The sequence below is a fragment of the Variovorax sp. OK605 genome, assembly GCF_900115445.1.
Lineage (GTDB): Bacteria > Pseudomonadota > Gammaproteobacteria > Burkholderiales > Burkholderiaceae_C > Variovorax.
This window is the reverse complement of record NZ_FOWL01000001.1, coordinates 897,053-922,213: the sequence shown is the minus strand read 5'-3', so window position 1 is coordinate 922,213 and position 25,161 is coordinate 897,053. Positions and strand designations below refer to the sequence as shown.

At 66.3% G+C, this 25,161-nt stretch carries 28 protein-coding genes and 1 tRNA gene; 22 read left to right on the top strand and 7 right to left on the bottom strand.

Annotation, left to right across the window (positions count from 1 at the left end; genetic code table 11):
- Positions 1-3: 3 nt before the first annotated feature.
- Genes BM013_RS04375 through BM013_RS04345 form a run of 8 tightly spaced genes read left to right on the top strand, consistent with a single transcriptional unit; the run spans position 4 to position 7,567 of the window.
- The gene (locus tag BM013_RS04375) at positions 4-477 is read left to right on the top strand and encodes a GNAT family N-acetyltransferase (protein ID WP_093123205.1); all 474 of its coding nucleotides are present in this window, start codon (positions 4-6) and stop codon (positions 475-477) included.
- Between the two features lie 44 nt (positions 478-521).
- On the top strand, positions 522-1,514 hold the full coding sequence (meaB, locus tag BM013_RS04370; protein WP_093123392.1) for a methylmalonyl Co-A mutase-associated GTPase MeaB: 993 nt from the start codon (positions 522-524) through the stop codon (positions 1,512-1,514).
- Positions 1,511-2,200, top strand: a complete 690-nt coding sequence (locus BM013_RS04365; RefSeq protein WP_143098228.1) for a hypothetical protein — start codon at positions 1,511-1,513, stop codon at positions 2,198-2,200. Before meaB ends, BM013_RS04365 begins: the two co-directional genes overlap by 4 nt.
- A gap of 44 nt (positions 2,201-2,244) precedes the next feature.
- The gene (locus tag BM013_RS04360) at positions 2,245-3,789 is read left to right on the top strand and encodes an acyl-CoA carboxylase subunit beta (protein ID WP_093123199.1); all 1,545 of its coding nucleotides are present in this window, start codon (positions 2,245-2,247) and stop codon (positions 3,787-3,789) included.
- A 20-nt stretch (positions 3,790-3,809) separates the two neighbouring features.
- A complete protein-coding gene (locus tag BM013_RS41710; protein ID WP_256221374.1) occupies positions 3,810-3,935 on the top strand; it encodes a hypothetical protein in 126 nt (41 codons plus the stop codon).
- Positions 3,928-5,976, top strand: a complete 2,049-nt coding sequence (gene accC / locus BM013_RS04355; RefSeq protein WP_093123197.1) for an acetyl-CoA carboxylase biotin carboxylase subunit — start codon at positions 3,928-3,930, stop codon at positions 5,974-5,976. Before BM013_RS41710 ends, accC begins: the two co-directional genes overlap by 8 nt.
- Positions 5,976-7,040, top strand: coding sequence for a biotin synthase BioB (bioB, locus tag BM013_RS04350; RefSeq protein WP_093123195.1), 1,065 nt, complete (start codon positions 5,976-5,978; stop codon positions 7,038-7,040). Before accC ends, bioB begins: the two co-directional genes overlap by 1 nt.
- Entirely contained in the window at positions 7,037-7,567 is a 531-nt protein-coding gene (locus tag BM013_RS04345; protein ID WP_256221373.1) for a VOC family protein, read from the top strand. The genes bioB and BM013_RS04345 overlap by 4 nt, the downstream gene beginning before the upstream one ends.
- On the opposite strand, the gene BM013_RS04340 is transcribed toward BM013_RS04345, so the two are convergent.
- The gene (locus BM013_RS04340; protein ID WP_093123191.1) at positions 7,557-8,054 is read right to left on the bottom strand and encodes an Lrp/AsnC family transcriptional regulator; all 498 of its coding nucleotides are present in this window, start codon (positions 8,052-8,054) and stop codon (positions 7,557-7,559) included. The two genes, BM013_RS04345 and BM013_RS04340, sit on opposite strands and share 11 nt — an antisense overlap.
- A gap of 116 nt (positions 8,055-8,170) precedes the next feature.
- Between BM013_RS04340 and yedA the strand changes: the two genes are divergently transcribed.
- Positions 8,171-9,100, top strand: coding sequence for a drug/metabolite exporter YedA (gene yedA / locus BM013_RS04335; RefSeq protein ID WP_093123188.1), 930 nt, complete (start codon positions 8,171-8,173; stop codon positions 9,098-9,100).
- Here yedA and BM013_RS04330 read toward each other — a convergent pair.
- From BM013_RS04330 to BM013_RS04315, 4 genes are all read right to left on the bottom strand, one after another.
- Positions 9,066-9,710 (bottom strand): LysE family translocator, encoded by a 645-nt coding sequence (locus tag BM013_RS04330; protein ID WP_093123185.1) that lies wholly within the window; start codon positions 9,708-9,710, stop codon positions 9,066-9,068. The two genes, yedA and BM013_RS04330, sit on opposite strands and share 35 nt — an antisense overlap.
- Positions 9,707-10,339, bottom strand: coding sequence for an RnfABCDGE type electron transport complex subunit B (locus tag BM013_RS04325; RefSeq protein WP_093123182.1), 633 nt, complete (start codon positions 10,337-10,339; stop codon positions 9,707-9,709). Before BM013_RS04325 ends, BM013_RS04330 begins: the two co-directional genes overlap by 4 nt.
- Before the next feature lie 20 nt (positions 10,340-10,359).
- On the bottom strand, positions 10,360-11,802 hold the full coding sequence (locus BM013_RS04320; RefSeq protein WP_093123180.1) for a polyhydroxyalkanoate depolymerase: 1,443 nt from the start codon (positions 11,800-11,802) through the stop codon (positions 10,360-10,362).
- Between the two features lie 180 nt (positions 11,803-11,982).
- Entirely contained in the window at positions 11,983-13,179 is a 1,197-nt protein-coding gene (locus tag BM013_RS04315) for an amino acid aminotransferase (protein ID WP_093123177.1), read from the bottom strand.
- A 104-nt stretch (positions 13,180-13,283) separates the two neighbouring features.
- On the opposite strand from BM013_RS04315, the gene uvrB reads away from it, so the two are divergent.
- From uvrB to BM013_RS04265, 10 genes are all read left to right on the top strand, one after another.
- Complete coding sequence (gene uvrB, locus BM013_RS04310) at positions 13,284-15,401, top strand: excinuclease ABC subunit UvrB (RefSeq protein ID WP_093123175.1); 2,118 nt, start codon at positions 13,284-13,286, stop codon at positions 15,399-15,401.
- 244 nt (positions 15,402-15,645) lie between these two features.
- On the top strand, positions 15,646-16,182 hold the full coding sequence (gene iscR / locus BM013_RS04305; protein WP_007828186.1) for a Fe-S cluster assembly transcriptional regulator IscR: 537 nt from the start codon (positions 15,646-15,648) through the stop codon (positions 16,180-16,182).
- An 85-nt stretch (positions 16,183-16,267) separates the two neighbouring features.
- The gene (locus BM013_RS04300) at positions 16,268-17,488 is read left to right on the top strand and encodes an IscS subfamily cysteine desulfurase (RefSeq protein ID WP_093123173.1); all 1,221 of its coding nucleotides are present in this window, start codon (positions 16,268-16,270) and stop codon (positions 17,486-17,488) included.
- Positions 17,489-17,547: 59 nt separating this feature from the next.
- Positions 17,548-17,967 (top strand): Fe-S cluster assembly scaffold IscU, encoded by a 420-nt coding sequence (iscU, locus tag BM013_RS04295; RefSeq protein ID WP_081268994.1) that lies wholly within the window; start codon positions 17,548-17,550, stop codon positions 17,965-17,967.
- A 1-nt stretch (position 17,968) separates the two neighbouring features.
- A complete protein-coding gene (gene iscA, locus BM013_RS04290; RefSeq protein WP_007828190.1) occupies positions 17,969-18,292 on the top strand; it encodes an iron-sulfur cluster assembly protein IscA in 324 nt (107 codons plus the stop codon).
- Positions 18,293-18,355: 63 nt separating this feature from the next.
- Positions 18,356-18,874, top strand: a complete 519-nt coding sequence (gene hscB / locus BM013_RS04285; RefSeq protein ID WP_093123171.1) for a Fe-S protein assembly co-chaperone HscB — start codon at positions 18,356-18,358, stop codon at positions 18,872-18,874.
- A 5-nt stretch (positions 18,875-18,879) separates the two neighbouring features.
- The gene (gene hscA, locus BM013_RS04280) at positions 18,880-20,745 is read left to right on the top strand and encodes a Fe-S protein assembly chaperone HscA (RefSeq protein WP_093123169.1); all 1,866 of its coding nucleotides are present in this window, start codon (positions 18,880-18,882) and stop codon (positions 20,743-20,745) included.
- A 9-nt stretch (positions 20,746-20,754) separates the two neighbouring features.
- Positions 20,755-21,093, top strand: coding sequence for an ISC system 2Fe-2S type ferredoxin (gene fdx, locus BM013_RS04275; protein WP_093123167.1), 339 nt, complete (start codon positions 20,755-20,757; stop codon positions 21,091-21,093).
- A gap of 85 nt (positions 21,094-21,178) precedes the next feature.
- The gene (gene dnaQ, locus BM013_RS04270) at positions 21,179-21,886 is read left to right on the top strand and encodes a DNA polymerase III subunit epsilon (RefSeq protein ID WP_093123165.1); all 708 of its coding nucleotides are present in this window, start codon (positions 21,179-21,181) and stop codon (positions 21,884-21,886) included.
- Between the two features lie 75 nt (positions 21,887-21,961).
- Positions 21,962-22,036: transfer RNA gene (locus BM013_RS04265), tRNA-Val, on the top strand.
- Positions 22,037-22,122: 86 nt separating this feature from the next.
- Here the strand turns inward: BM013_RS04265 and BM013_RS04260 are convergent.
- Positions 22,123-22,503 carry a hypothetical protein gene (locus BM013_RS04260; protein WP_093123163.1) on the bottom strand — a complete coding sequence of 127 codons (381 nt, stop codon included), beginning with the start codon at positions 22,501-22,503 and terminating at the stop codon, positions 22,123-22,125.
- Entirely contained in the window at positions 22,494-23,096 is a 603-nt protein-coding gene (locus BM013_RS04255) for a peptidoglycan recognition protein family protein (protein ID WP_093123161.1), read from the bottom strand. Before BM013_RS04255 ends, BM013_RS04260 begins: the two co-directional genes overlap by 10 nt.
- A 302-nt stretch (positions 23,097-23,398) precedes the next feature.
- Between BM013_RS04255 and BM013_RS04250 the strand changes: the two genes are divergently transcribed.
- The 3 genes from BM013_RS04250 (at position 23,399) to BM013_RS04240 (ending at position 25,134) form a co-directional block, all read left to right on the top strand.
- Complete coding sequence (locus BM013_RS04250) at positions 23,399-23,521, top strand: stereocilin (RefSeq protein WP_093123159.1); 123 nt, start codon at positions 23,399-23,401, stop codon at positions 23,519-23,521.
- Positions 23,522-23,570: 49 nt separating this feature from the next.
- Positions 23,571-24,674, top strand: coding sequence for an NAD(P)/FAD-dependent oxidoreductase (locus BM013_RS04245; protein ID WP_093123156.1), 1,104 nt, complete (start codon positions 23,571-23,573; stop codon positions 24,672-24,674).
- Positions 24,675-24,837: 163 nt separating this feature from the next.
- Positions 24,838-25,134, top strand: coding sequence for a glycine zipper domain-containing protein (locus BM013_RS04240; RefSeq protein WP_093052316.1), 297 nt, complete (start codon positions 24,838-24,840; stop codon positions 25,132-25,134).
- Positions 25,135-25,161: the final 27 nt, after the last annotated feature.

Sequence of the window (25,161 nt, the reverse complement as noted above, 5' to 3'; positions counted from 1 at the left end):
GACGTGAGCGATCTCTTGTCGCGGCTGTCGCTGCAACCGGTGGACTCCAGCGATTTCGAAGCCATGCTGGCCCTGCGCGTCGACGCGATGCGCCCGAGCCTGGAGCGCGTGGGCCGCTTCGACCCCGAGCGTTCGCGCGAGCGCCTGAGCGCGGGCTTCGTCGTGCCCTACATGCACCACATAGTGCTCGACGGCGAGCAGCGCGTGGGCTTCGTCACGCTCAAGCCCGAGGGCAGCGACGCGCTGCGCCTGGACCACCTCTACCTGCGCACCGGCTTCCAGGGCCTGGGCATCGGCGAATGGGTGCTCGAGTGGGCCAAGGCGCAGGCGCGCGAGCAGCAACGCGACATTGCGCTCACCGCGCTCGTGAAGAGCGACGCCAACCGCTTCTACCTGCGGCACGGCTTCGTGCTCGAAGGCGAGGAGGGCGTCGACCTGCATTACCGCTGGCGCGTGGCGTCGGAGGCGGCGTGCTGAACACGGTGCTGGGGCTCGAGCATGCGCTGACCGATTCGCCCGGCATGGCGCAGCGACGCGCCATCGCCAAGGCCATCACGCTGCTCGAATCGACGCGCGCCGACCACCGCACGCAGGCCGACGAGCTGCTCACCGCGCTGCTGCCGCGCACCGGCCAGTCGTTTCGCCTCGGCATCTCGGGCGTGCCCGGTGTCGGCAAGTCGACCTTCATCGAAACGCTGGGGCTGCTGCTGATCGACAAGGGCCACCGCGTGGCGGTGCTCACCATCGACCCGTCGTCCACCGTGTCGGGCGGCTCCATCCTGGGTGACAAGACGCGCATGGAGCGGCTGTCGGTGCACGAGCGCGCCTACATCCGGCCCAGCCCGTCGAGCGGCACGCTGGGCGGCGTGGCCGAGAAGACGCGCGAGGCCATGCTGGTGTGCGAGGCCGCGGGTTACGACGTCGTGATTGTCGAGACGGTCGGCGTGGGCCAGAGCGAAACGGCCGTGGCCGGCATGACCGACATGTTCGTGCTGATGCAGTTGCCCAACGCGGGCGACGACCTGCAGGCCATCAAGAAGGGCGTGATGGAAATCGCCGACCTCGTGGTCATCAACAAGGCCGACATCGACGCCGCCGCCGCCACGCGCGCGCAGGCGCAGATCACCTCGGCACTGCGCCTGTTCGGCCACCAGGGCAACCCCGAGCACGCACATGCGGTGCACGACGCGCACAGCGGCGCCGAAGTGCGCTTCTGGCTGCCCAGGGTGCTGCAGCTCAGCGCGCTCGCGGGCACCGGTGTCGACGCCTTCTGGGACGCCGTCACGCAGTTCAGGCAACTGCAGACCGCCAACGGCAAGCTGGCCAAGCGCCGCGAGAAGCAGGCGCTGTCGTGGATGTGGGAGCGCATCGACGCGGGGCTCAAGCAGGCGTTTCGCCAGCATCCCCAGGTGCGCGCGTCGCTTTTCGAACTGACGGGCCAGGTGACCAGCGGGCACACGCCCGCCTCGGTGGCGGCAAGACAGTTGCTGGCGGCTTTCCGGACTTCGGTGTGACCCCATCTCCCGACTTCGAGACCCGGCTGCGAGCCATCGCGGAGTCGTTGCTCGACCGCCGGTTGACGCCGTCGGACGGCATCGACCCCGTGGAATGCGAGGCCGCTCAGGCACGGCTGCAGGTGCCGCTGCCCGAGGCGCTGCGCGTGCTCCATGAATGCGTGGGCAATGTGCCGGCGTTCATGACTTCTTTCCAGCGCTTTGCCAAGTTGGACGAACTGCGCATCGAAGGTTCCCGCCTGGTGTTCGCCGAAGAGAACCAGGGCGTCTGCTGCTGGGGCGTTCAGCCCGACGACGCAGCGCAGGTGGTCTGGCAACAGACCGACGGCAAGACCAACGCCTGGCATGCCGAGTCGCTCGACCTGCCGTCCTTCGTGCTGCTGCTTCTCTACTACCAGCTGGCGCAGGGAGGCTACGCGCATGCGGCCAGTCTCGACACCTCGGACCCCGACGAGGCGCCCGCCACGCGAGCGCTTTTCGATGCGCTGGGCACGGGCTCGGGCTCGGGCTGGCAGCGCGTGGTGGACCACAACGCTCTGGTCATTCATGCCGACGGCCCGCGCCTGGTCTGGTACTTCGGCGACGCGAGCGGCCCCTCCGCCGACGACGGCACGGTCTTCGCCAGCATGCTGAAGGCGGCGGACCTCGAGCCTTTCGTGCAGCGGTTCAATTTCCAGCGTCTCTGAGACGTCAGAACAAATTTCACTTCAAGAACGATTGCGAGCAATTCATGCAAGAACTGATTGAACAACTCGAACAGCGCCGCGCCAAGGCGCGCCTGGGCGGCGGGCAGAAGCGCATCGACGCGCAGCATGCCAAGGGCAAGCTCACGGCGCGCGAGCGCATCGAGCTGCTGCTGGACGACAACACCTTCGAAGAGTGGGACATGTTCGTCGAGCACCGCTCGGTCGACTTCGGCATGGCCGAGCAGAAGATCCCCGGCGACGGCGTGGTCACGGGCTACGGCATGATCAACGGCCGCCTGGTGTTCGTGTTCAGCCAGGACTTCACCGTCTTCGGCGGCGCGCTTTCCGAGGCGCACGCCGAGAAGATCTGCAAGGTGATGGACCAGGCCATGAAGGTCGGCGCACCGGTCATCGGCCTGAACGACTCTGGCGGCGCACGCATTCAAGAGGGCGTGGCCTCGCTCGGCGGCTATGCCGACGTGTTCCAGCGCAACGTGATGGCCTCCGGCGTGGTGCCGCAGATCAGCATGGTGATGGGCCCCTGCGCGGGCGGCGCGGTGTATTCGCCCGCCATGACCGACTTCATCTTCATGGTGAAGGACTCCAGCTACATGTTCGTCACCGGCCCCGACGTGGTGAAGACGGTGACGCACGAAACCGTGACGGCCGAGGAACTGGGCGGCGCCATCACCCACACCACGCGCAGCGGCGTGGCCGACATGGCGTTCGAGAACGACGTGGAGGCGCTCATGATGCTGCGCCGCCTGTACAACTACCTGCCGCTGAACAACCGCGAGAAGCCGCCGGTGCGCCTGGGCAACAACGGCCAGGGCGACCCGGCCGACCGGCCCGACTATTCGCTGGACACGCTGGTGCCCGACAACCCGAACAAGCCCTACGACATCAAGGAACTGATCCTGAAGGTGGTGGACGACGGCGACTTCTTCGAGCTGCAGCCCGACTACGCGAAGAACATCGTGATCGGCTTCGCGCGCATGGAAGGCCAGACCATCGGCATCGTGGCCAACCAGCCGCTGGTGCTGGCGGGTTGCCTGGACATCAAGAGCAGCATCAAGGCGGCGCGCTTCGTGCGCTTCTGCGATGCCTTCAACATCCCGGTCGTCACCTTTGTCGACGTGCCCGGCTTCATGCCCGGCACGGGGCAGGAGTACGGCGGCATCATCAAGCACGGCGCCAAGCTGCTCTACGCGTACGCGGAGTGCACGGTGCCCAAGATCACCGTCATCACGCGCAAGGCCTACGGCGGCGCGTACGACGTGATGGCCTCCAAGCATTTGCGCGGCGACGTCAACCTGGCCTGGCCGCGCGCAGAGATCGCGGTGATGGGCGCCAAGGGCGCGGTGGAAATCATCTTCCGCGAAGACAAGAACGACCCCGAGAAGCTGGCCGCCCGCGAGGCCGAATACAAGGCCCGTTTCGCCAACCCGTATGTGGCGAGCGCACGCGGCTACATCGACGACGTGATCCTGCCGCACGAGACGCGCAAGCGCATCTGCCGCTCGCTGGTCATGCTGCGCGAGAAGAAGCTCGAGAACCCGTGGCGCAAGCACGGCAACATTCCGCTTTGAGCCGAACGGAGAAGAAGAACATGTTCAAGAAGATCCTGATTGCAAATCGTGGTGAAAGCGGCCGCAAGGCCGCTTCGGCGAAGCCAAATTGCTTGGCGCGCGCAGCGCGCGCAGGCGATTTCCACGCGGAGACCCGAAATGTTTAAGAAGATCCTGATCGCAAACCGCGGGGAAATCGCCTGCCGCGTCATCCAGACGGCCAAGAAGATGGGCATCCTCACGGTGGCCGTCTATTCCGACGCCGACAAGGAAGCCCGCCATGTCGAGCTGGCCGACGAGGCCGTGCACATCGGCGCCGCGCCCAGCCGCGAAAGCTACCTGCAGGCCGACCGCATCATCGCGGCCTGCAAGCAGACCGGCGCCGAGGCTGTGCACCCGGGCTACGGCTTCCTGTCGGAGAACGAAGCCTTCGCGCGCAAGGTCGAGGAAGAGGGCATTGCCTTCATCGGGCCGAAGCACTATTCGATTGCGGCGATGGGCGACAAGATCGCCTCGAAGAAGCTCGCGAACGAGGCCAAGGTCAACACCATTCCGGGCTGGAACGACGCCATCGAGACGGCCGAGCGCGCGGTCGAGATCGCCAAGGAAATCGGCTACCCCGTGATGATCAAGGCCTCGGCCGGCGGCGGCGGCAAGGGCCTGCGCGTGGCCTTCAACGACAAGGAGGCCTTCGAGGGCTTCACCTCGTGCCGCAACGAGGCGCGCAACAGCTTCGGCGACGACCGCGTGTTCATCGAGAAGTTCGTCGAGGAGCCGCGCCACATCGAGATCCAGGTGCTGGGCGACTCGCACGGCAACGTGATCTACCTGAACGAGCGCGAATGCTCGATCCAGCGGCGCCACCAGAAGGTGATCGAGGAGGCGCCGTCGCCCTTCATCTCCGACGCCACGCGCAAGGCGATGGGCGAGCAGGCGGTGCAGCTGGCCAAGGCCGTGAAGTACCAGAGCGCGGGCACGGTGGAGTTCGTGGTCGGCAAGGACCAGAGCTTCTACTTCCTCGAGATGAACACGCGCCTGCAGGTGGAGCACCCGGTGACGGAGTGCATCACCGGGCTCGACCTGGTCGAGCTGATGATCCGCGTGGCGGCCGGCGAAGCGCTGCCGCTGACGCAGGCCGAAGTGAAGCGCAACGGCTGGGCCATCGAGTGCCGCATCAATGCCGAAGACCCGTTCCGCAGCTTCCTGCCCTCGACCGGCCGGCTGGTGAAGTTCCAGCCGCCGGCGGAGACCATGTTCGCGAGCGACACCGGGCACCTGAACGGCGTGCGCGTGGACACCGGCGTGTACGACGGCGGCGAGATCCCGATGTACTACGACTCGATGATTGCCAAGCTCATCGTGCACGGCAAGGACCGCCAGCAGGCGATTGCCCGCATGCGCGAGGCGCTCAACGGCTTCGTGATCCGCGGCATCAGCAGCAACATTCCGTTCCAGGCGGCGCTGCTGGCGCATCCGAAGTTCGTGGCGGGCGACTTCAACACCGGCTTCATCGCCGAGCATTACGGCAAGGGCTTCCACGCGGAAGACGTGCCGCACGCCGATCCGTCGTTCCTGGTGGCGCTGGCCGCCTACGTGCACCGCCGCTACCGCGCGCGGGCGTCAGGCATCAGCGGGCAGCTCGCAGGGCACGGCGTGAAGGTGGGCGAGCAGTTCGTGGTGGTGGCGCTGGGCCCGGAGGGCAAGCATGTGCACCACCCGGTGTCGGTCACCGACTTCCACGGCAAGACCGGCGCGAGCGCGGTGGCCGTGGGCGGCAAGAGCTACAAGATCGACAGCAGCCTTGCGCTGGGTGCGATCCGCGTGCAGGGCACGGTCAACGACAAGCCCTTCACTGCCCAGGTGGAGCGCGGCGCGGGCAAGAACCCGCTGGCGCTGCGCGTGTCGCACGACGGCACGCAGATCGAGGCCATGGTGCTGTCGCCGCTGGGCGCGCGCCTGCTCGAGCTGATGCCCTACAAGGCGCCGCCGGACCTGAGCAAGTTCCTGATGTCGCCGATGCCGGGCCTGCTGGTCGAGGTGTCGGTGCAGCCGGGGCAGCAGGTGCAGGCCGGCGAGAAGCTCGCCGTGATCGAGGCGATGAAGATGGAGAACGTGCTGTTCGCCACGCAGGACGGCGTGGTGGGCAAGATTTCCGCGAACAAGGGCGAGTCGCTCGCGGTGGACCAGATCATCATGGAGTTCAACTGATGGGTGCCAACGACCTGCAACAGGCGATCACGTTGCACCGGCCATCAGGCCCGGGAGCCCCGGTAAACCCGGCAGCGCCGGCCGGCCCCAAGGCCACGGACCGCTGGTCGCTCGAGGCCATCCAGGCGCTGCTCGACAAGCCCTTCATGGAACTGCTGTTCGAAGCGCAGGCCGTGCACCGCGCGCATTTCCCGGCGGGCGACATCGAGCTGGCCACGCTGCTGTCGGTGAAGACCGGCGGCTGCCCCGAGAACTGCGGCTACTGCCCGCAGTCGGCCGAGTTCGACACCGGCGTGAAGGCGCAGAAGCTCATGGAGGTCGACGAGGTGGTGCGCGCCGCGCAGGCCGCCAAGGACGCCGGCGCCACGCGCTTCTGCATGGGCGCCGCCTGGCGCGCGCCGAAGGACCGCGACGTGGAGAAGGTGGCCGTGCTGGTCGAGGCCGTGAAGGGCTTGGGGCTGCAGACCTGCGCCACGCTGGGCATGCTGGAGCCGCACCACGCGCACCAGCTCAAGGCCGCGGGCCTGGACTACTACAACCACAACCTGGACACCGCACCCGAGTACTACACCGACGTGGTCGGCACGCGCACCTACCAGGACCGGCTGAACACGCTGGCCCATGTGCGCAGCGCCGGCATCAGCGTCTGCTGCGGCGGCATCGTCGGCATGGGCGAGGCGCCGGTTCATCGCGCGGGGCTGATCGCGCAGCTGGCCAACCTGAACCCGTACCCGGAGTCGGTGCCCATCAACAGCCTGGTGCGCGTGCCCGGCACGCCGCTGGCCGACTCGGAGCCGGTGGACCCCTTCGACTTCGTGCGCATGATCGCGGTTGCGCGCATCACCATGCCGACCGCGCGCGTGCGGCTGTCGGCCGGGCGCCAGCAGATGGGCGACGCCGTGCAGGCGCTGTGCTTCATGGCGGGTGCGAATTCGATCTTCTACGGCGACAAGCTGCTGGTGACGGGCAACCCCGACGTGGAGGCCGACACGGTGCTGCTGCGCAAGCTCGGGCTCAACGCGCGGCAGGTTCAGGAAACAAGCGAAGAAGGATGCGCCGCATGACCACTGCCACCACGACGACCACGATGACCACGACCCCGACGACCCCGGCGGCGCGTCCGTTCAAGGTGCTGGGCATCCAGCAGATCGCCATCGGCGGCCCCGACAAGCTGCGCCTGCAGAAGCTGTGGGTCGAGATGCTGGGGCTCGAAGTGACCGGCACGTTCAAGAGCGAGCGCGAGAACGTCGACGAGGACATCTGTTCGATGGGCGTGGGGCCGTTCAAGGTCGAGGTCGACCTGATGCAGCCGCTGGACCCCGAGAAAAAGCCGGCTGTTCACACCACGCCGCTGAACCACGTGGGACTGTGGATCGACGACCTGCCCAAGGCCGTGGAGTGGCTCACTGCGCAGGGCGTGCGCTTTGCGCCGGGCGGCATCCGCAAGGGCGCGGCCGGCTTCGACATCTGCTTCCTGCACCCGAAGGCGAACGACGAGTTCCCGATTGCGGGCGAGGGCGTGCTGATCGAGATGGTGCAGGCGCCAGCGGAGGTGGTCGCGGCTTTCAGCGCGCTGGCCGCTACGCGTTGAGGACTTTCTTGATCGGCGGCTTCACGTCCGCTCGCTGAGGCGGCAGCATCGCCTGGTGCTCGCGCGCCGGGTTCAGGATGATCGAGGTCGCCGTCTCGGTGAGGATGCAGAACTTGGTGACCACCGCGTCGAGGTGGCTCACGTCGATCACCGCGATCTCCAGCACCCAGCTGTCCTCGCCGGTCACGTTGTAGGCATTGACGCATTCGGGCGTCTGCTGCACCAGCTCGACCACGCGCGCGTAGTCGGCACGGCCCACGCGAATGATCGCGCGGATGCCGTAGCCCAGCTTGCCGAGGTTCACGGTGGCGCGGTAGCCGCTGATGACGCCCGCGACTTCCAGCTTCTTCACGCGCTCGGTCACGGCCGGCTGGCTCAGGTGCACGCGGCGTCCGAGTTCGGCCATGGTGAGGCGCGCGTCGGCCTGCAGTTCGGCGAGGATGCGGGTGTCGTGGGCATCCAGCGAGGGGTTCAAGGAAAAGTCCATGCAACTCCTTTAAATCGACGGTTTGGCGGACGTGGAAGCATGAAATCTGCATGGCTTCCGAAGGATGGCTTTCATACCATGAGTGCCATTGAATGCCAACAAGAGACACCGTCGCCATGTCCACGCTCACCTCTCCCGCCCGCGCCGCGCCAGCAGCGGGCCACCCCGGGTTGCCGCCGCTGCTGTGGCTCTGCCTTGCCGCCACCTGGGTGGTGTGGGGCTCGACCTACCTTGCGATCAAGTACGCGCTGATCAGCTTTCCGCCGTTCCTGCAGATGGGCTCGCGCTTTCTGTTCGCGGGCGTGCTGCTGGCGGTGTGGATGCGCTGGCGCGGCGCGCCGTGGCCTTCGCTCGCACAGTGGCGCAACGCCTTGGTCGTCGGCGCGCTGATGCTGGGCGGTGGCATGGGCGGCACGGCCCATGCCGAGGTGTCGATCGGCTCGGGGCTGGTGGTGGCGTTCATCGCGGTGATTCCGCTGCTGATTGCACTGCTCAACCTGATCTGGGGCGTGAAGCCCTCGCGGCTGGAGGCGGCGGGCATTGCGCTGGGGCTCGTCGGGGTGCTGATGCTCACGCAGGGCAGCGGCTTCAGGTCGTCGCCCGAGGGGCTGGTGGCCATCTGCATCGCGTGCGTGTGCTGGTCGCTGGGCAGCGTGCTGAGCCAGCGCAGCCTGCCGTTGGCGCCGGGTGCGATGGGCTTTGCCAGCGAGATGCTGTGCGGCGGCGTGGTGCTGATGGGGCTGGCCGCGGTGTCCGGCGAAACGATGAGCTGGCCGCCGCAGGCCGAAGCCGTTGCCGCGTGGGTCTACCTGGTGGTGTTCGGCTCGCTGATTGCCTTCAACGCCTACATGGTGCTGCTGGCGAAGGCGCCGGCCGCGCTGGCGGCGAGCTACACCTTCGTGAACCCGGTGATCGCGATGCTGCTGGGCGTGTGGATCGCCCACGAGACGGTCACGCGTTTCGAGTGGTACGCCGTGTGCGTGGTGCTGGCGGGCGTGCTGCTGTTGCTGTTCAAGCGCCGGGGCGGCGCCACACGGCAAGGGTAGCGGCCAGCAGCCACATGCCGGCCGCGCAACCGCGGTTCATCGCCTTGAGGCCGCGCTGCGAGAGGAAGCGCACGGCCTGCGTGCCGGCACCGGCGTAGGCCAGCATCACGCAGGTGTCGAGCGCGACGAACACACCGCCCAGCAGCAGGTACTGCGGGCCTTGCGGCTGCGTGATGTCGACGAACTGCGGCAGGAAGGCCGCGAAGAACAGCACCGTCTTCGGGTTCGACAGCGCCACGGCCAGGCTGCGCGCGAGGGCGATGCGGCCGTGCGGTCGCGCTTCGGGCGACCCTGCCGTTGCGGCCAGCGCGGTGCGCAGGTCGGTGGCTTCGCTGCGCCAGAGCTTCACGCCCAGCCACACGAGGTAGACCACGCCGGCGATGCGGATGGCGTTGAAGAGCCATTCCGAAGCCGCGAGCAGCGAGCCCAGGCCCAGCGCGACGACGGCGATCAGCGTGATGCTGCCGAGCGACGCGCCCGCGATGCCCCAGCTCGCGCGGCGCATGCCGCCCTCGATGCCGTTGGACAGCGCCAGCAGCATGGTCGGCCCGGGGATCAAGGCCAACGCCAGCGAGGCGGCGGCGTAGATCAACAAGGTGTCGAGCGTCATGGCTTGGCGGGCGGTGGGCGTTGTTGCGATGCGGCGCGGGCGCGCGCCAGGGCGGCTTCGACGATGGTGCGCTTGCGTGCACCGGCGTCCTGCGGGGCTTCGGCCGCGGCCGGCTTGTCGGCCAGGCGCGCCTCGGTGTTGCGGTGGGTGCCGTGCAGCGCGTAGCGGCGCCGCGCGTGGCCGGCCTGTTCGGCCGACCAGGCCTGCCAGCCGCTGCGGCCCGGTGTTTCCACTTCGAGCGAGATGCAGTCGACGGGGCAGACCGGAATGCACAGCTCGCAGCCGGTGCAGTGCGCTTCGATCACGGTGTGCATGCGCTTGTTGATGCCGACGATGGCGTCGGTGGGGCAGGCGTCCAGGCACAGCGTGCAGCCGATGCACCAGGCCTCGTCGATGACGGCCATGGCGCGCGGGCCTTCGGTGCCGAACTGCGCGTCGAGCGGGAGCAGAGGGCGCCCGGTGATGAGCGCCAGCCGTTCGATGCCTTCGGCGCCGCCGGGCGGGCACTGGTTGATGCCGGCTTCCTCGTCGGCCACGGCTTGCGCGTAGCCGGCGCAGTCGGGATAGCCGCACCGGGTGCACTGCGTCTGGGGCAGTGCGTCGTTGATGCGTGCGGCGAGTCCGTTCACTGGAGGTTGGCGTGCGCGCTTCAGCGCGCGGCGCTGGTGCCGGCCTTCTTGCGCGCGGCGGGTTTCTTCACGGGCGCGGCGACAGCCACGGCCTTGGCCTTGGTCGCCGGTGCCTTCTTCGCCGCGACGGCGGCCGTCTTGCGGACGGGCTTGACCGCGTCTTCGGAGGCCAGCGGGGCGCTGTCGGCGGCGCGGCGTTGCGGCTCGTCGTTGGCGGCGATGAACTTCAGCACCTTCGGGTACACCAGCTCGCGCCAGCGGCGGCCGCTGAAGATACCGTAGTGACCCGCGCCCTTGACTTCGTAGTGCTCGCGCTTGCTGTCGGCAATGCCGGTGCACAGGCTGTGCGCGGCCTCGGTCTGGCCGGAGCCCGAGATGTCGTCGAGCTCGCCTTCGACGGTGAGCAGGGCGGTGCCGCGGATGTCCTGCGGGCGCACGCGCTCCACCTGGCCTTCGGGGTTCTTGACGTCCCACGTGCCGTTGACCAGGTCGAACTCCTGGAACACGGTGCGGATGGTCTCGAGGTAGTAATCGGCGTCCATGTCGAGCACGGCGTTGTACTCGTCGTAGAACTTGCGGTGGGCCTCGGCGCTGGCGTCGTCGCCCTTGATGAGGTCCTTGAAGTAGTCGTAGTGGCTGCTGGCGTGGCGGTCGGGGTTCATCGCCACGAAGCCGGTGTGCTGCAGGAAGCCCGGGTACACGCGGCGGCCTTCACCGGGGAAGCCTTGCGGCACGCGGTAGATCACGTTGTTCTCGAACCACTCGAAGCTCTTGTTCATCGCGAGGTTGTTGACCGCGGTGGGCGACTTGCGCGCGTCGATGGGGCCGCCCATCATGGTCATGGTGAGCGGCAGCGCCTCGCCGCGGCTGGCCATGAGCGACACGGCGGCCAGCACGGGCACGGTCGGCTGGCACACGCTCACCACGTGGCAGTTGCCGTATTCGGCCTGCAGCAGGCGAATGAACTCCTGCACGTAGTTGATGTAGTCGTCGAGGTGGAACTCGCCGTCCGCCAGGGGCACCAGGCGGGCGTTCTTCCAGTCGGTGATGTAGACCTTGTGGTCCTGCAGCATGGTGCGCACGGTGTCGCGCAGCAGCGTGGCGTAGTGGCCCGACAGCGGCGCCACGACCAGCACCACGGGCTGGCTCTTCAGTGTCTTGAGGATGTGCGGCTCGTCGGTGAAGCGCTTGAAGCGGCGCAGCTCGCAGAAGGGCTTGTCGAGCTCGATGGCTTCCTGGATGACGACGTCCTTGCCTTCGACCTTCACCGACTTGATGTTGAATTCGGGCTTCTCGTAGTCCTTGCCGAGGCGGTAGAGCAGGTCGTAGCCTGCGGCCATGCGCTGGGCCATGGGCATCTGGCCCCACACGGCGCCGGGACCATAGAGCTTGGAGGCTGCCTGGGCGAAGTCCGAGAACGGCTCCATCAAGGAACGCTGGGCTTCGTAGAGTTGGTAAAGCATCGCTGGTGTTGGAGTGGAATGTTGCAGTGCAATATATCAGCGCATCCGCTGCATTGCAGGGGGCCTAAACCCTACCCACACCCCACAGCGTGGGTGCTTGTCGCTCGGAGTGTGAAGGAATCGTCGAGAACGCGATTCCCTCACACTTTGCTGTCACCTGGATGACTGCGGATGGCCGATTCAGATGACCTTGGCGATCGAGGCGCAGACGTACTCGATGTTCTTGCTGTTCAGCGCGGCGACGCACATGCGGCCGGTGTCGGTGCCGTACACGCCGAATTCATTGCGCAGGCGCACCATCTGGTCCTTGGTCAGGCCCGAGTAGCTGAACATGCCGATCTGCGTGGTGATGAAGCCCATGTCCTGCTTCACGCCGGCGGCCTTCAGGCCGTCGACCAGCTTCTGGCGCATGGCCTTGATGCGCACGCGCATCTCGCCGAGTTCCTTTTCCCACAGCGCGCGCAGTTCGGCGTTGCCAAGCACCGCGGCCACCACGGCGCCGCCGTGCGTGGGCGGGTTGCTGTAGTTGGTGCGAATGGCGATCTTGAGCTGCGACAGCACGCGGGCGGCTTCTTCCTTGCTCTCGCACAGCACCGACAGGGCGCCGACGCGCTCGCCGTACAGGCTGAAGCTCTTGGAGAAGGACGTGGAGACGAAGAAGGTGAGGCCTGCTTCGACGAACTTGGCAACGGCGGCGCCGTCTTCCTTCAGGCCGTAGCCGAAGCCCTGGTAGGCCATGTCGAGGAAGGGCACGAGGTTCTTCGCCTTGACGGCGGCGACCACCTGGTCCCACTGCTCGGACGTGATGTCGTAGCCGGTGGGGTTGTGGCAGCAGGCGTGCAGCACGACCACGGTGCCGGCGGGGGCTGCGTTGAGCGCGGCCAGCATGCCGTCGAAGTTGACGCCGCGCTTTTCAGCGTCGTAGTAGGGGTAGCTTTCGACTTCGAAGCCGGCGTTGGTGAACAGCGCGCGGTGGTTTTCCCAGCTCGGGTCGCTGATCAGCACCTTGGCGCTGGGGTTGAGCTTCTTCAGGAAGTCGGCGCCGACCTTCAGGCCGCCGGTGCCGCCGATGGCCTGGATGGTGGCGACGCGGCCCGAGGTGACGGGTTCGCTGTCGACGCCGAAGACCAGCGCCTTCACGGCGTTGTCGTACGCGGCAATGCCGTCGATGGGGAGATAACCGCGCGCTGTGGGCGCTTTCATCATGTTCTGCTCGGCCGCTTGCACGCACTGGAGCAGGGGCAGCTTGCCGTTGTCGTCGTAGTAGACGCCGACGCCGAGGTTGACCTTGTGGGGGTTGGTGTCGGCGGCAAATTGCTCGTTGAGGCCGAGGATCGGGTCGCGCGGTGCCATTTCGACCGCGGTGAACATAGACATGGAAAGGTCCTTTGGGATGAAAGCTTCGCTGGCAACCGGACTTGCGCTACGCTTTCCGGTTGCCTTGAATTTTACCGGCGACACGCCACCTGTCGGGAACAGCCATGCCAGAGAACAACGAAGCCATAGCAGACCTGAAGAAGCTGGACCCGATCGGTCCTGCGAAACAGGGCGAATTCATCACGTACCCGGGCTCGCCTTTCGAGCTGTTCCAGCCCTATCCGCCGGCCGGGGACCAGCCCAAGGCCATCGAGGGCCTGGTCGAGGGCGTGATCGACGGCGAAGTGTTCCAGACCTTGCTGGGTGTTACCGGCTCGGGCAAGACCTTCACCATGGCCAACGTGATCGCGCGGCTGGGCCGCCCGGCGATCGTGTTCGCGCCCAACAAGACGCTGGCGGCGCAGCTGTACAGCGAATTCCGCGAGTTCTTCCCGAAGAACGCCGTCGAGTACTTCGTCAGCTACTACGACTACTACCAGCCCGAGGCCTACGTGCCGCAGCGCGACTTGTTCATCGAGAAGGACTCGTCGATCAACGAGCACATCGAGCAGATGCGCCTGTCGGCCACCAAGAGCGTGCTGGAGCGGCGCGACACGGTCATCGTGGCCACGGTGAGCGCCATCTACGGCATCGGCACGCCCGAGGACTACATGGAGATGCGGCTGATTGCCCGCGTCGGCGACAAGGTCGGCCAGCGCGACCTGATCTCGCGGCTCATCCGCATGCAGTACACGCGCAACGAGCAGGACTTTGCGCGCGGCACGTTCCGGGTGCGCGGCGACACCATCGACGTGTTCCCGGCCGAGCACAGCGAGCTGGCCATCCGCTTCGAGCTGTTCGACGACGAGATCGAGTCGCTGCAGCTCTTCGACCCGCTGACCGGGCGCGTCCGCCAGAAGGTGCCGCGCTTCACCGTGTACCCGTCGAGCCATTACGTGACGCCGCGCGACAAGGTGCTGGCGGCGGTGGAGACCATCAAGATCGAGCTGAGCGGCCGGCTCAAGGAGCTGGTGGGCGCGGGCAAGCTGGTGGAAGCCCAGCGGCTGGAGCAACGCACGCGTTTCGACCTGGAAATGCTGGCCGAGATCGGCCACTGCAAGGGCATCGAGAACTACACGCGCCACCTCTCGGGCGCCGCCCCCGGCGAGCCGCCGGCCACGCTGACCGACTACATGCCGAAGGACGCGCTGATGTTCCTCGACGAGAGCCACCAGATGATCGGCCAGCTCGGCGGCATGTACAACGGCGACCGGGCGCGCAAGACCACGCTGGTCGAGTACGGCTTTCGCCTGCCGAGCGCGCTGGACAACCGGCCGCTCAAGCTGGAGGAGTTCGAGACCCGTATGCGCCAATGCATATTCGTTTCGGCCACCCCGGCGCAGTACGAGAAGGACCATGCGGGCAACGTGGTCGAGCAACTGGTGCGGCCGACCGGGCTGATCGACCCCGAGGTCGAGGTCCGGCCCGCCACCCACCAGGTGGACGATGTGCTGGGCGAGATCCGGGTGCGCGTCGACAAGAACGAGCGCGTGCTCATCACCACGCTGACCAAGCGCATGGCCGAGCAGCTGACCGACTACCTGGGCGACAACGGCGTGAAGGTGCGCTACCTGCACAGCGACGTCGACACGGTCGAGCGGGTGGAAATCCTGCGCGACCTGCGCCTGGGCACCTTCGACGTGCTGGTGGGCATCAACCTGCTGCGCGAGGGGCTGGACATTCCCGAGGTGTCGCTGGTGGCGATTCTCGACGCCGACAAGGAAGGTTTCCTGCGCGCCGAGCGCTCGCTCATCCAGACCATCGGCCGGGCGGCGCGCAACCTGAACGGCAAGGCCATCCTGTACGCCGACCGTATGACCGAGTCGATGAAGAAGGCCATCGGCGAAACCGAGCGCCGGCGCACCCGGCAGATTGCCCACAACGAGGCCAACGGCATCACGCCGCGCAGCATCGTGAAGCAGGTGCGCGATCTGATCGACGGCGTCTACAGCGAGAAGACGGGCAAGGAAATGGCCAAGCTCGACCTGGAACGCGCCAAGGTCGAGGACATGAGCGAGAAGGACATCGCCCGGGAGATCAAGCGGCTCGAGAAGCAGATGCTCGAGCACGCCCGCAACCTCGAATTCGAGAAGGCGGCCCGGGTGCGCGACCAGCTGGCGCTGCTGCGCGAGCAGGCCTTCGGAGCGTCGGGTGGCGACAACATCGCCATACCGCCGCAGTAAAACAGAGGTTCGCTTTTTTCAAGCCGAACGTGGGGCCAAGCCGCTGGGGTTTACCCCAGCAGAGTTCGGGGCCTTCTGTTATACTTGAGCGAAACAGTCAACAACAAGACAAGAACTTCGCGATGAAGGACCGACTCCTACTGACTGGTTCACCAGCGTCAGGGGTCGGGCAGGGCGGAGACGAAGTCACCGCGGTCCAGGACCACGGTGTCATTTCAACGGTAAGCACTTGAAGGAGCTTGCGATGCGTCTCACTACCAAAGGCCGTTTTGCGGTCACGGCAATGATCGATCTGGCGTTGCGTCAGAACACCGGTCCGGTCACGCTGGCGGCAATCAGCCAACGGCAGCAGATTTCTCTGTCGTACCTCGAACAGCTGTTCGGCAAGTTGCGCCGTCACGAGCTGGTCGAGTCGACCCGCGGCCCCGGCGGCGGCTACAGCCTCGGCCGCAAGGCCGCGGACATCACCGTGGCCGACATCATTGTTTCCGTCGATGAACCCATCGATGCCACCCAGTGCGGCGGCAAGGAAAACTGCCTGGGCGAAGCCGGCCGTTGCATGACGCACGAGCTGTGGGCCTCGCTGAACCAGCGCATGGTCGAGTTCCTCGACTCCGTCACGCTGCAGAAGCTCGTCGACGACCAGATCGCCAAGGGCGTGCAGATCGAGAACAAGCCGGTCGTCAAGCGCGCGATCTCGGCCCAGCCGGTCGTCAAGCCAATCCGCGTGAACGCCCCGAACTCGGTGTTCGCCCTCGGCAACGCCTTCGCCAAGTCCTGAGCCCTGATTTCCCGGCGGCGCCCGCGGGCGCCTGCCATGAGCAGCCCAGATCAAGAACAACCCCCCACGCCAGCACGAGCCAGCCATGGACGTAACTCCTCATTTCCCGATCTATCTCGACTACGGCGCGACCACGCCGGTCGACCCGCGTGTGGTCGACGCCATGATTCCCTGGTTGCGCGAACACTTCGGCAACCCGGCGTCGCGCAGCCACGCCTGGGGCTGGGAGGCTGAAGAGGCGGTCGAGAAGGCGCGCGGCCAAGTGGCCGAGTTGATCAATGCGGATCCGCGCGAGATCGTCTGGACGTCGGGTGCCACCGAGTCGATCAACCTCGCGCTGAAGGGCGCGGCGCAGTTCTACAAGGGCAAGGGCAAGCACCTGATCACGCTGAAGACCGAGCACAAGGCCGTGCTCGACACCATGCGCGAACTCGAGCGCCAGGGCTTCGAAGTCACCTACCTCGACGTCGAGGAAAACGGCCTCGTCGACCTGGAAAAGTTCAAGGCCGCGATTCGCCCCGACACCATCCTGGCCAGCGTGCTGTTCGTGAACAACGAAATCGGCGTGATCCAGGACGTGGTCGCGCTGGGGAATGTCTGCCGCGAGAAGGGCGTGATCTTCCACGTCGATTCGGCCCAGGCCACCGGCAAGGTCGACATCGACATCACGGCGCTGCCCATCGACCTGATGAGCCTCGCGTCGCACAAGACCTACGGTCCCAAGGGCATCGGCGCGCTGTACGTGCGCCGCAAGCCGCGCGTGCGGCTCGAGGCCCAGATGCACGGTGGCGGCCACGAGCGCGGCATGCGTTCGGGCACCTTGCCCACGCACCAGATCGTCGGCATGGGCGAGGCCTACCGCATCGCCAAGCTCGAGATGAAGGACGACATCGCCCATGCACGCCGCCTGCAGCAGCGTCTGCTGGACGGCCTGAAGGACGTCGAGCAGGTGTTCATCAACGGCGACCTCGAGCACCGCGTGCCGCACAACCTGAACATGAGCTTCAACTACGTCGAAGGCGAGTCGCTGATCATGGGCATCAAGGGCCTGGCGGTGTCGTCGGGTTCGGCCTGCACCTCGGCCAGCCTGGAGCCCAGCTATGTGCTGCGCGCCCTGGGCCGCAGCGACGAGCTGGCCCACAGCAGCCTTCGCATGACCATCGGCCGTTTCACGACCGAAGAAGAAATCGACTACGCCATTTCGACCATCAAGCACAACGTTGCCAAGCTGCGCGAGCTGAGCCCCCTGTGGGAGATGTTCCAGGACGGCGTCGACATCAGCACGATCCAGTGGTCGGCCCACTGACACCAGCACAAGCGGCCAGCCCAAGGCTCCACGATTGAACAAAGTTTGAGAGGTACACCATGGCATATTCTTCCAAGGTCATCGACCACTACGAAAATCCCCGCAACGTCGGCTCCTTCGAAAAGGGCGACGACTCGGTAGGCACCGGCATGGTCGGCGCACCGGCTTGCGGCGACGTGATGAAGCTGCAGATCAAGGTCAACCCCGAAACCGGCGTGATCGAAGACGCACGCTTCAAGACCTACGGCTGCGGTTCGGCCATTGCCTCGTCGTCGCTCGTGACCGAATGGGTCAAGGGCAAGACGCTCGACGAAGCGGCTGCACTCAAGAACGCGCAGATCGCCGAAGAACTGGCGCTGCCGCCGGTGAAGATTCACTGCTCCATCCTGGCCGAAGACGCGATCAAGGCCGCCGTGAGCGACTACAAGGCCAAGCACGGCGTCAAGACCGAATCCGCTGCTGCCGAAGCCGTCCACTGACATGGCCGTCACGCTGACCGAAGCCGCTGCGCGACACGTCACCCGCTACCTCGGCAAACGAGGCAAGGGCGTGGGCGTGCGGCTGGGCGTGAAGACCACGGGCTGCTCGGGCCTGGCCTACAAGCTCGAGTACGTGGACGAGTTCACGCCTGAAGACGTGGTGTTCGAAGACCACGGCGTGAAGGTGCTGGTCGACCCGAAGAGCCTGGCCTACATTGACGGCACGCAGCTCGACTTCGTGCGCGAAGGCCTGAACGAAGGCTTCAAGTTCATCAACCCGAACGAACGCGACCGTTGCGGATGCGGCGAGAGTTTTCGCATCTGATGCGCCGTCGCTGACCGCGACCACAGCCGCCACCATGTCATGTGCTGGCGGTTTTTTCTTGCCATGAACCTGAACGACACCGACTTTCAACTGTTCGCCGTGCCGGCGACCTTCGCGCAGGACCGCGCCGCGCTCGACGCGCGCTGGAAAGAGCTGCAACGCGAAGCCCACCCGGACCGCTTTGCCGCGCAGGGCGCGGCGGCGCAGCGCGTGGCCATGCAGTGGTCGGTGCGCATCAACGAGGCTTACCAGCGGCTCAAGGATCCGATTCGCCGCGCCAGCTACATCTGCGAGCTGAACGACGCGCCATTGAACGCCGAGAACAACACGGCAATGCCGCCGGAGTTCCTGATGCAGCAGATGGAATGGCGCGAGGCGCTCGACGAGGTCGAGGACCTTGCGGCCCTCGAGAAGCTGCAGGCCGAAGTCGAGGCCGGCCGCGCACGCGCGCTGTCGTCGCTCGACTGGCTCATCGACGAGAAGGGCGACTACCCGGCCGCCGCGCAGCAGGTGAGAGCCCTCATGTTCATTGAGCGCTTCGGACAGGACGTCGAAGCCAAATTCGATCAGTTGGGACAATAAGCCTTATGGCTCTTCTTCAGATTTCCGAACCCGGCCAGGCGCCCGACCCGCATCAGCGCCGCATTGCCGTGGGCATCGACCTGGGCACCACGCATTCGCTGGTCGCCTCGGTGCGCAACGGCGTGGCCGAGTGCCTGCCCGACGACCAGGGCCGCGTGCTGCTGCCTTCGGCCGTGCGCTACCTCGCAGGCGATCGCCGCCAGATCGGCTTCGACGCCGTGGCCGCGCGCGCGCAGGACCCGGCCAACACCATCACCTCGGTGAAGCGGCTCATGGGCCGCGGCCTGGCCGACATCGCCAACCGCGATGCCATGTCTTACCGCATCGGCAGCAGCGACGGCGGCATGGTGATGGTGCAGACCCTGGCCGGCGAAAAGTCGCCGGTCGAGATCAGCGCCGAGATCCTTGCCACGCTGCGCTATCGCGCCCAGGACACCTTCGACGACGACGAGCTCTATGGCGCGGTCATCACCGTGCCCGCCTACTTCGACGAAGGCCAGCGCCAGGCCACCAAGGACGCCGCGCAACTGGCCGGCCTCAACGTGCTGCGATTGATCAGCGAGCCCACCGCGGCGGCCATTGCCTATGGGCTCGACAACGCGAGCGAAGGCGTCTACGCGGTCTACGACCTGGGCGGCGGCACCTTCGACATCTCGATCCTGCGCCTGACGCAGGGCGTGTTCGAAGTGATTGCCACGGGCGGCGACTCGGCCCTTGGCGGCGACGACTACGACCACGCGCTGGCCGACTTCGTGCGCGCGCAAACGGGCTTGCAGGCCGGCAGCGATGCCGACAAGGCCGCGTTGCTGGTGGCGGCGCGTGCCGCCAAGGAAGCGCTGACCGAATCGGCATCGACCGCATTCGGCGCCAGCGTTGCCGGCGAGGCGATCAGCTTCGAGCTGACCCGTGAGCAGTTCTATACGGCGACCCAGGCGCTCACCGACCGCACCATCGCGGCCGTGCGCAAGGCGTTGCGCGACGCGAAGCTCAAGCCCGACGACCTGCAAGGCATCGTGCTCGTCGGCGGCTCCACGCGCATGCCGCAGGTTCGCCGCGCCGTCGCCGATTTCTTCGGCCGCGAGCCGCTGGTCAACCTGAACCCCGACGAAGTCGTGGCGCTGGGCGCAGCCATTCAGGCCAACCAGCTGGCCGGCAACAACGGCGCGGGCGAACTGCTGCTGCTCGACGTGATTCCGCTGTCGCTCGGCATCGAGACCATGGGCGGGCTGGTCGAGCGCATCGTGCCGCGCAACCAGACCATTCCGACCGCGATGGCGCAGGATTTCACGACCTACAAGGACGGCCAGACTGCACTGGCGCTGCACGTGGTGCAGGGCGAGCGCGACCTCGTGTCCGACTGCCGCAGCCTCGCGCGCTTCACGCTGCGCGGCATTCCGCCGATGGCGGCCGGCGCGGCGCGCATCCGCGTGACTTTCACCGTCGATGCAGATGGACTGCTGAGCGTGAGCGCGAAGGAGCAGGGCAGCGGCGTCGAGGCCAGCGTGGCCGTGAAGCCGTCGTATGGCCTGTCGGACGACCAGATCGCGACGATGCTGCAGGAGAGCTTCTCCACCGCGCAGCAGGACATGAAGGCCCGCGCGCTCGTCGAGGCCCGCGTCGATGCGGACCGCATGCTGCTGGCCACGCAGAGCGCGCTCGACGCCGACGGCGACCTGCTGAGCGACGAAGAGCGCGCCGTCATCGACGCCTCGATGGTGCAGCTGCGCGAAGCCGCCAAGGGCAGCGACGAGGCGGCCGCGATCGAGGCGGCCACCAAGAAGCTGGCCGACGACACCGAAGCCTTTGCCGCACAGCGCATGAACGCGGGCATTGCACGCGCGCTGGCTGGCCGCAAGGTCGAATCCCTCTAGAAGAACAACATGCCCACGATCAAGATCTATCCGCATCCCGAGTACTGCCCGCAGGGCGCTGAAATCACCGCGCCCGCTGGCACCTCGATCTGCGAGGCGCTGCTCGAACACAACATCAACATCGAGCACGCGTGCGAGATGAGCTGTGCCTGCACCACCTGCCACGTCATCGTGCGCGAGGGCTTCAACTCGCTCAACGAGGCGGAAGAGGGCGAAGAAGACCTGCTCGACCGCGCCTGGGGCCTGGAGCCCCAATCGCGCCTGAGTTGCCAGGCGATCCTGGCGCAGGAGAATGTGACGGTCGAGATTCCCAAGTACTCGATCAACCACGCCAAGGAAAACCACTGATGAGCGCAGCGCCGGGCCGTTTCAAGCAAGCTCGCACCCCGTTGGTGGGCGGCGAGGACACGACGTGCCGAGCCAGGGGGCGCGCATGAGCCGCCTGATCGTTCTCGATACCGAAACCACCGGCCTCTCCGCGGAGAACGGCGACCGCGTCATCGAGCTCGGTTGCGTGGAGCTGTTCAACCGCAAGCTCACTGGCAACGACCTGCACATCTACTTCAACCCGGAGCGCGAGAGCCATGAAGACGCGTTGAAGGTCCACGGCCTGACGACCGACTTCCTGCGCGACAAGCCGAAGTTCGCGACGCTGGGCAACGACATCATCGAGTACTTGCGCGGTGCCGAGCTGATCATTCACAACGCGGCTTTCGACGTCGGGTTCCTCAACAAGGAATTCGAGCGCGCCGGCTTGCCCCCGCTGCGCACCTTCGTGGCGGAAGTGACCGACACGCTGGCCATGGCCAAGCAGGTGTACCCGGGCAAGCGCAATTCGCTCGACGCGCTGTGCGATCGCTTCGGCGTCGACCGTTCGAACCGCACCTTCCACGGCGCCAAGCTCGACGCGCAACTGCTGGCCGACGTCTACATCAACCTCACGCGCGGACAGGATGCGCTGCTCATCGACGTGGCCTCGAACGAGCCCGTGCAGGGCGCCGCCGTGGTGGCCATCGACCTGAGCCAGTTCGAGTTGCCGGTGATCCTGGCGGGCGAGCAGGAGCTGGCCGCGCACGACGCTGTTTTGACGCAACTCGATAAATCTAGTGGTGGTCGCACGTTGTTTCGTCAGAACGCCTAAAAAGCTGTGGCATAATCTGAGGCTGCGCACAACGCGATACGTGTTCAAGACACTGAACTGAAAAGCAGTGTCTCAGGGCGGTTAGCTCAGGGGTAGAGCACAGCATTCACACTGCTGGGGTCGGAGGTTCGAAACCTCCACCGCCCACCAAACAGAAAAAGCGACTTGGATTTCCAAGTCGCTTTTTTCTTGCGCGTTTGCTTTCGATTGCGCTTGATCTTCCGGCTTCTCTCGACCTACTTCGCGCCGAACAGGCCGTCGCAGGTATCGCATGCGAAGTACAGCTTCTGCTCCCCGCACTGGACCGACCCCGTACCCCCCGCGCGAATCCGCCAATCGCATGATCGGCCTTGCCGGGTCAGCGTGCCCTCGGCATAGCAAGGCGCTTGCTCGTAGTGGTCGTGCAGCGTCTTGTAGTCGACCTCTTTCGCGCGCGAGAAGAATTCCTGCGCCTTGCCGTGGCTGCGCGGCACGTCCGACGCACGGCAGGAGGCTGGCGCGTCGGAATGGAAATCGGCGACGTAGATGTTGCTGAACGCCGCATCGCGCGTTGTTGCGCACGAAGCGACGAGCACCGCGCCAGCCAGCAGCGCAACGACCCGGGCTCTCACTTCCATACCGCCGAACTCGCTTCGCCGGGGTTCTTGTAAGAGACGCTCGGGTGCCGGTAGACGTCGCTCGACTTCAAGTCGAACTGCGCGTACAGCGCGTCGATCAACCATTGAAGCGAAGCGTTCTGCGCGGCCGTCACGGCCTCGTAGCTGTTGTCGTCGATGTGCATGCCGACGAGCTCGATGCCGATCGAATCGCTGTTGACCGGATAGCGGTCGGGGTACGGCTTCGCGCGCTCATGTGCATCGATCGCATTGATCTGGCTGGTCCACGACATGGCCAGCATCCTGGCCATGGCGGCCGTGTCGCAGCTGCTCTTGTTCACGGTCAGGCATTTCGACTTGATCAGTTTGCCGACGTGATAACAGCGCGCGAACAGGCTGGCCGTCTGGTAGATCTGGCCGTTCTTGTCGATCAGGAAGTGGGCGCCGTTGCCGCCCGCCTGGTAGCCGTTGAGGCTGGACTCGGCGGTGGGCGAGTCGGTCTGGTGAACGACGATGGCCAGCACGCTGGGAAGCGCGCCGTGCTCGATTCCCGATGACCGTCTGGGTATCACCTTGGGATCGACAAGCATCCCGTTGGCGTCGATGGTGGGCATTGTTCTTTCTCCTCCCTCTGGAAAGCGCGGCGCTCGCCGGTGGCGCCAGCGTTGCAAAGTACAGCACATCACCCGCGGATTCCCAAGCCGCAGTGGTAACGCGATTTAACAGCGCGGGTGATGCAGCGGCTTTCACATGGGTGTCACACGCGATCTGCCTTGATGTGTCGCTGGGTTCTGGCTGCGCTGTCGGCCCGCGCCGACGGCAAGTGCAGCCCGAGGCTGGCGCATCTTGCGTTGCGTCGGCCTAGAAACCAAGGCAACCAAGGCAACCAAGGCAACCAAGGCAAAGGAGCACGACCATGGCCACCCATCCCGATCTGCCGACCCCGGTCACCCCCGACCTGCCCGTCGAGCCCGACGAAGGCCCCAGCCACGCACCCGACGAGCCCACCGATCCCGAGCCACCGCCCACCGCGACATGACTCGCGCGCAGCGATGAATCCGTGACGCGGGCCGCGCTAAGCTCGCGCGATGGACGAAATTGGTTGCGCCGTCATCGGCGGTGGCGTGGTGGGGCTGGCGGTGGGGCGCGCGTTGGCGCTCGCCGGCCGGGAAGTGCTGGTGCTCGAATCCGAAGGTGCCATCGGCACCGGGACGAGTTCGCGCAACAGCGAAGTCATTCATGCAGGCATCTACTACCCGCAGGGTTCGCTCAAGGCGAAGCTGTGCGTCGAGGGCAAGCAGTTGCTCTATGCCTACGCGGCGGAGCGCGGCGTGCCGCACCGGCGCTGCGGCAAGTTCATCGTGGCCACGTCGCCCGAACAGGCCGGGCAGCTGGAAGTCATCCGGGCCAAGGCGGCGGCGAATGGCGTCGACGACCTGGAGTTGCTGACCGCACAGCAGGCCATCGCGCTGGAGCCGCAACTGCATTGCGTGGCGGCGCTCAACTCGCCGAGCACCGGCATCGTCGACAGCCACGCGCTCATGCTGAGCCTGCTCGGCGACCTCGAGAACGCGGGCGGCATGCTGGCGTTGAAATCGCCCATCACGCGCGCTGAATGTGGGGACGGCGCTATTGTCCTGATAGCGGAAGACGGCACCGCGTTGCGCTGCCGCAGCGTCGTCAACGCCGCGGGCCTGGGTGCGCCGGCGTTGGCGCGGCGCTTCGAGGGCCTGCCTGCGTCGTCGGTGCCCACGGAGTACTTCGCCAAGGGCAACTACTTCACCTTGTCGGGGCGCGCGCCGTTCGGGCGCCTCGTCTATCCGGTGCCCGAGCCGGGCGGCCTGGGCGTGCACCTGACCATCGACCTGGGCGACCAGGCCAAGTTCGGCCCCGACGTGCAATGGGTCGCTTCGGCCGACGACCTGGTCGTGGACCCTTCGCGCGGCGACGGCTTCTATGCCGAGGTTCGCAAGTACTGGCCGGCGCTGCCCGACGGCGCGTTGATCGCGGGCTATGCGGGCATGCGCCCGAAGATCTCCGGTCCGGGAGAGCCGGCTGCCGACTTCATGATCGACGGGCCTGCCTCGCATGGTGTGCCCGGGCTGGTGAATCTCTTCGGCATCGAATCGCCCGGGCTCACGAGCAGCCTGGCCATCGGCCGCTACGTGGCGGAGTTGCTGGCGGAGGCTTGAAGCGCGCTTGGCGCACCTGGCGCGCGATGAAGTGCCATCGTGTGTCAAAGACTGCGCATCTGTCGCGCATGAGGGTCTTTTGAGCCTGTAACATGACAGCACGCCATTTGCTGGCGTGAAGCCGCCGGCGCGGTGCCGGTGTCATCACGGAGGAAAGATTCCAATGAGTGCATCCCAAAATCTTGAAGCAGCAGCCGAAGACATTGCAAGCGACGTGCGCGGCGTGCTGGCAAGCAAGGACCTGGATTCGGTTCCCCACATCAAGGCGCTGCGCCAGCGCATCGACACCAAGCTGGCCATCGCACGCGAACTCGCGGCCGAGAAGAGCAAGCTCGCCGCCAAGAAGGCCCGCGAAGCGGCAACCTCCGCCAACGCCTACGCCCACGACGAACCGTGGCAGATCGCCGGTGCCGCACTGGCCGTCGGTGTGCTGGTGGGCCTGCTGCTTGGCCGCCGCTGACCTGAGCACGCACCGCAGCACCGTTCG

Bases quoted from the DNA above. Each gene is read 5' to 3' on its own strand.
- BM013_RS04240 (WP_093052316.1), top strand. From the start codon at position 24,838: ATGAGTGCATCCCAAAATCTTGAAGCAGCAGCCGAAGACATTGCAAGC.
- BM013_RS04320 (WP_093123180.1), bottom strand. From the start codon at position 11,802: ATGCTTTACCAACTCTACGAAGCCCAGCGTTCCTTGATGGAGCCGTTC.
- BM013_RS04315 (WP_093123177.1), bottom strand. From the start codon at position 13,179: ATGTCTATGTTCACCGCGGTCGAAATGGCACCGCGCGACCCGATCCTC.
- BM013_RS04260 (WP_093123163.1), bottom strand. From the start codon at position 22,503: ATGGAAGTGAGAGCCCGGGTCGTTGCGCTGCTGGCTGGCGCGGTGCTC.
- uvrB (WP_093123175.1), top strand. From the start codon at position 13,284: ATGCCAGAGAACAACGAAGCCATAGCAGACCTGAAGAAGCTGGACCCG.
- iscA (WP_007828190.1), top strand. From the start codon at position 17,969: ATGGCCGTCACGCTGACCGAAGCCGCTGCGCGACACGTCACCCGCTAC.
- hscB (WP_093123171.1), top strand. From the start codon at position 18,356: ATGAACCTGAACGACACCGACTTTCAACTGTTCGCCGTGCCGGCGACC.
- BM013_RS04340 (WP_093123191.1), bottom strand. From the start codon at position 8,054: ATGGACTTTTCCTTGAACCCCTCGCTGGATGCCCACGACACCCGCATC.
- meaB (WP_093123392.1), top strand. From the start codon at position 522: ATGGCGCAGCGACGCGCCATCGCCAAGGCCATCACGCTGCTCGAATCG.
- BM013_RS04300 (WP_093123173.1), top strand. From the start codon at position 16,268: ATGGACGTAACTCCTCATTTCCCGATCTATCTCGACTACGGCGCGACC.
- fdx (WP_093123167.1), top strand. From the start codon at position 20,755: ATGCCCACGATCAAGATCTATCCGCATCCCGAGTACTGCCCGCAGGGC.
- BM013_RS04360 (WP_093123199.1), top strand. From the start codon at position 2,245: ATGCAAGAACTGATTGAACAACTCGAACAGCGCCGCGCCAAGGCGCGC.
- BM013_RS04250 (WP_093123159.1), top strand. From the start codon at position 23,399: ATGGCCACCCATCCCGATCTGCCGACCCCGGTCACCCCCGACCTGCCC.
- hscA (WP_093123169.1), top strand. From the start codon at position 18,880: ATGGCTCTTCTTCAGATTTCCGAACCCGGCCAGGCGCCCGACCCGCAT.
- BM013_RS04345 (WP_256221373.1), top strand. From the start codon at position 7,037: ATGACCACTGCCACCACGACGACCACGATGACCACGACCCCGACGACC.
- iscR (WP_007828186.1), top strand. From the start codon at position 15,646: ATGCGTCTCACTACCAAAGGCCGTTTTGCGGTCACGGCAATGATCGAT.
- dnaQ (WP_093123165.1), top strand. From the start codon at position 21,179: ATGAGCCGCCTGATCGTTCTCGATACCGAAACCACCGGCCTCTCCGCG.
- BM013_RS04255 (WP_093123161.1), bottom strand. From the start codon at position 23,096: ATGCCCACCATCGACGCCAACGGGATGCTTGTCGATCCCAAGGTGATA.
- BM013_RS04330 (WP_093123185.1), bottom strand. From the start codon at position 9,710: ATGACGCTCGACACCTTGTTGATCTACGCCGCCGCCTCGCTGGCGTTG.
- BM013_RS04245 (WP_093123156.1), top strand. From the start codon at position 23,571: ATGGACGAAATTGGTTGCGCCGTCATCGGCGGTGGCGTGGTGGGGCTG.
- accC (WP_093123197.1), top strand. From the start codon at position 3,928: ATGTTTAAGAAGATCCTGATCGCAAACCGCGGGGAAATCGCCTGCCGC.
- bioB (WP_093123195.1), top strand. From the start codon at position 5,976: ATGGGTGCCAACGACCTGCAACAGGCGATCACGTTGCACCGGCCATCA.
- iscU (WP_081268994.1), top strand. From the start codon at position 17,548: ATGGCATATTCTTCCAAGGTCATCGACCACTACGAAAATCCCCGCAAC.
- BM013_RS41710 (WP_256221374.1), top strand. From the start codon at position 3,810: ATGTTCAAGAAGATCCTGATTGCAAATCGTGGTGAAAGCGGCCGCAAG.
- yedA (WP_093123188.1), top strand. From the start codon at position 8,171: ATGTCCACGCTCACCTCTCCCGCCCGCGCCGCGCCAGCAGCGGGCCAC.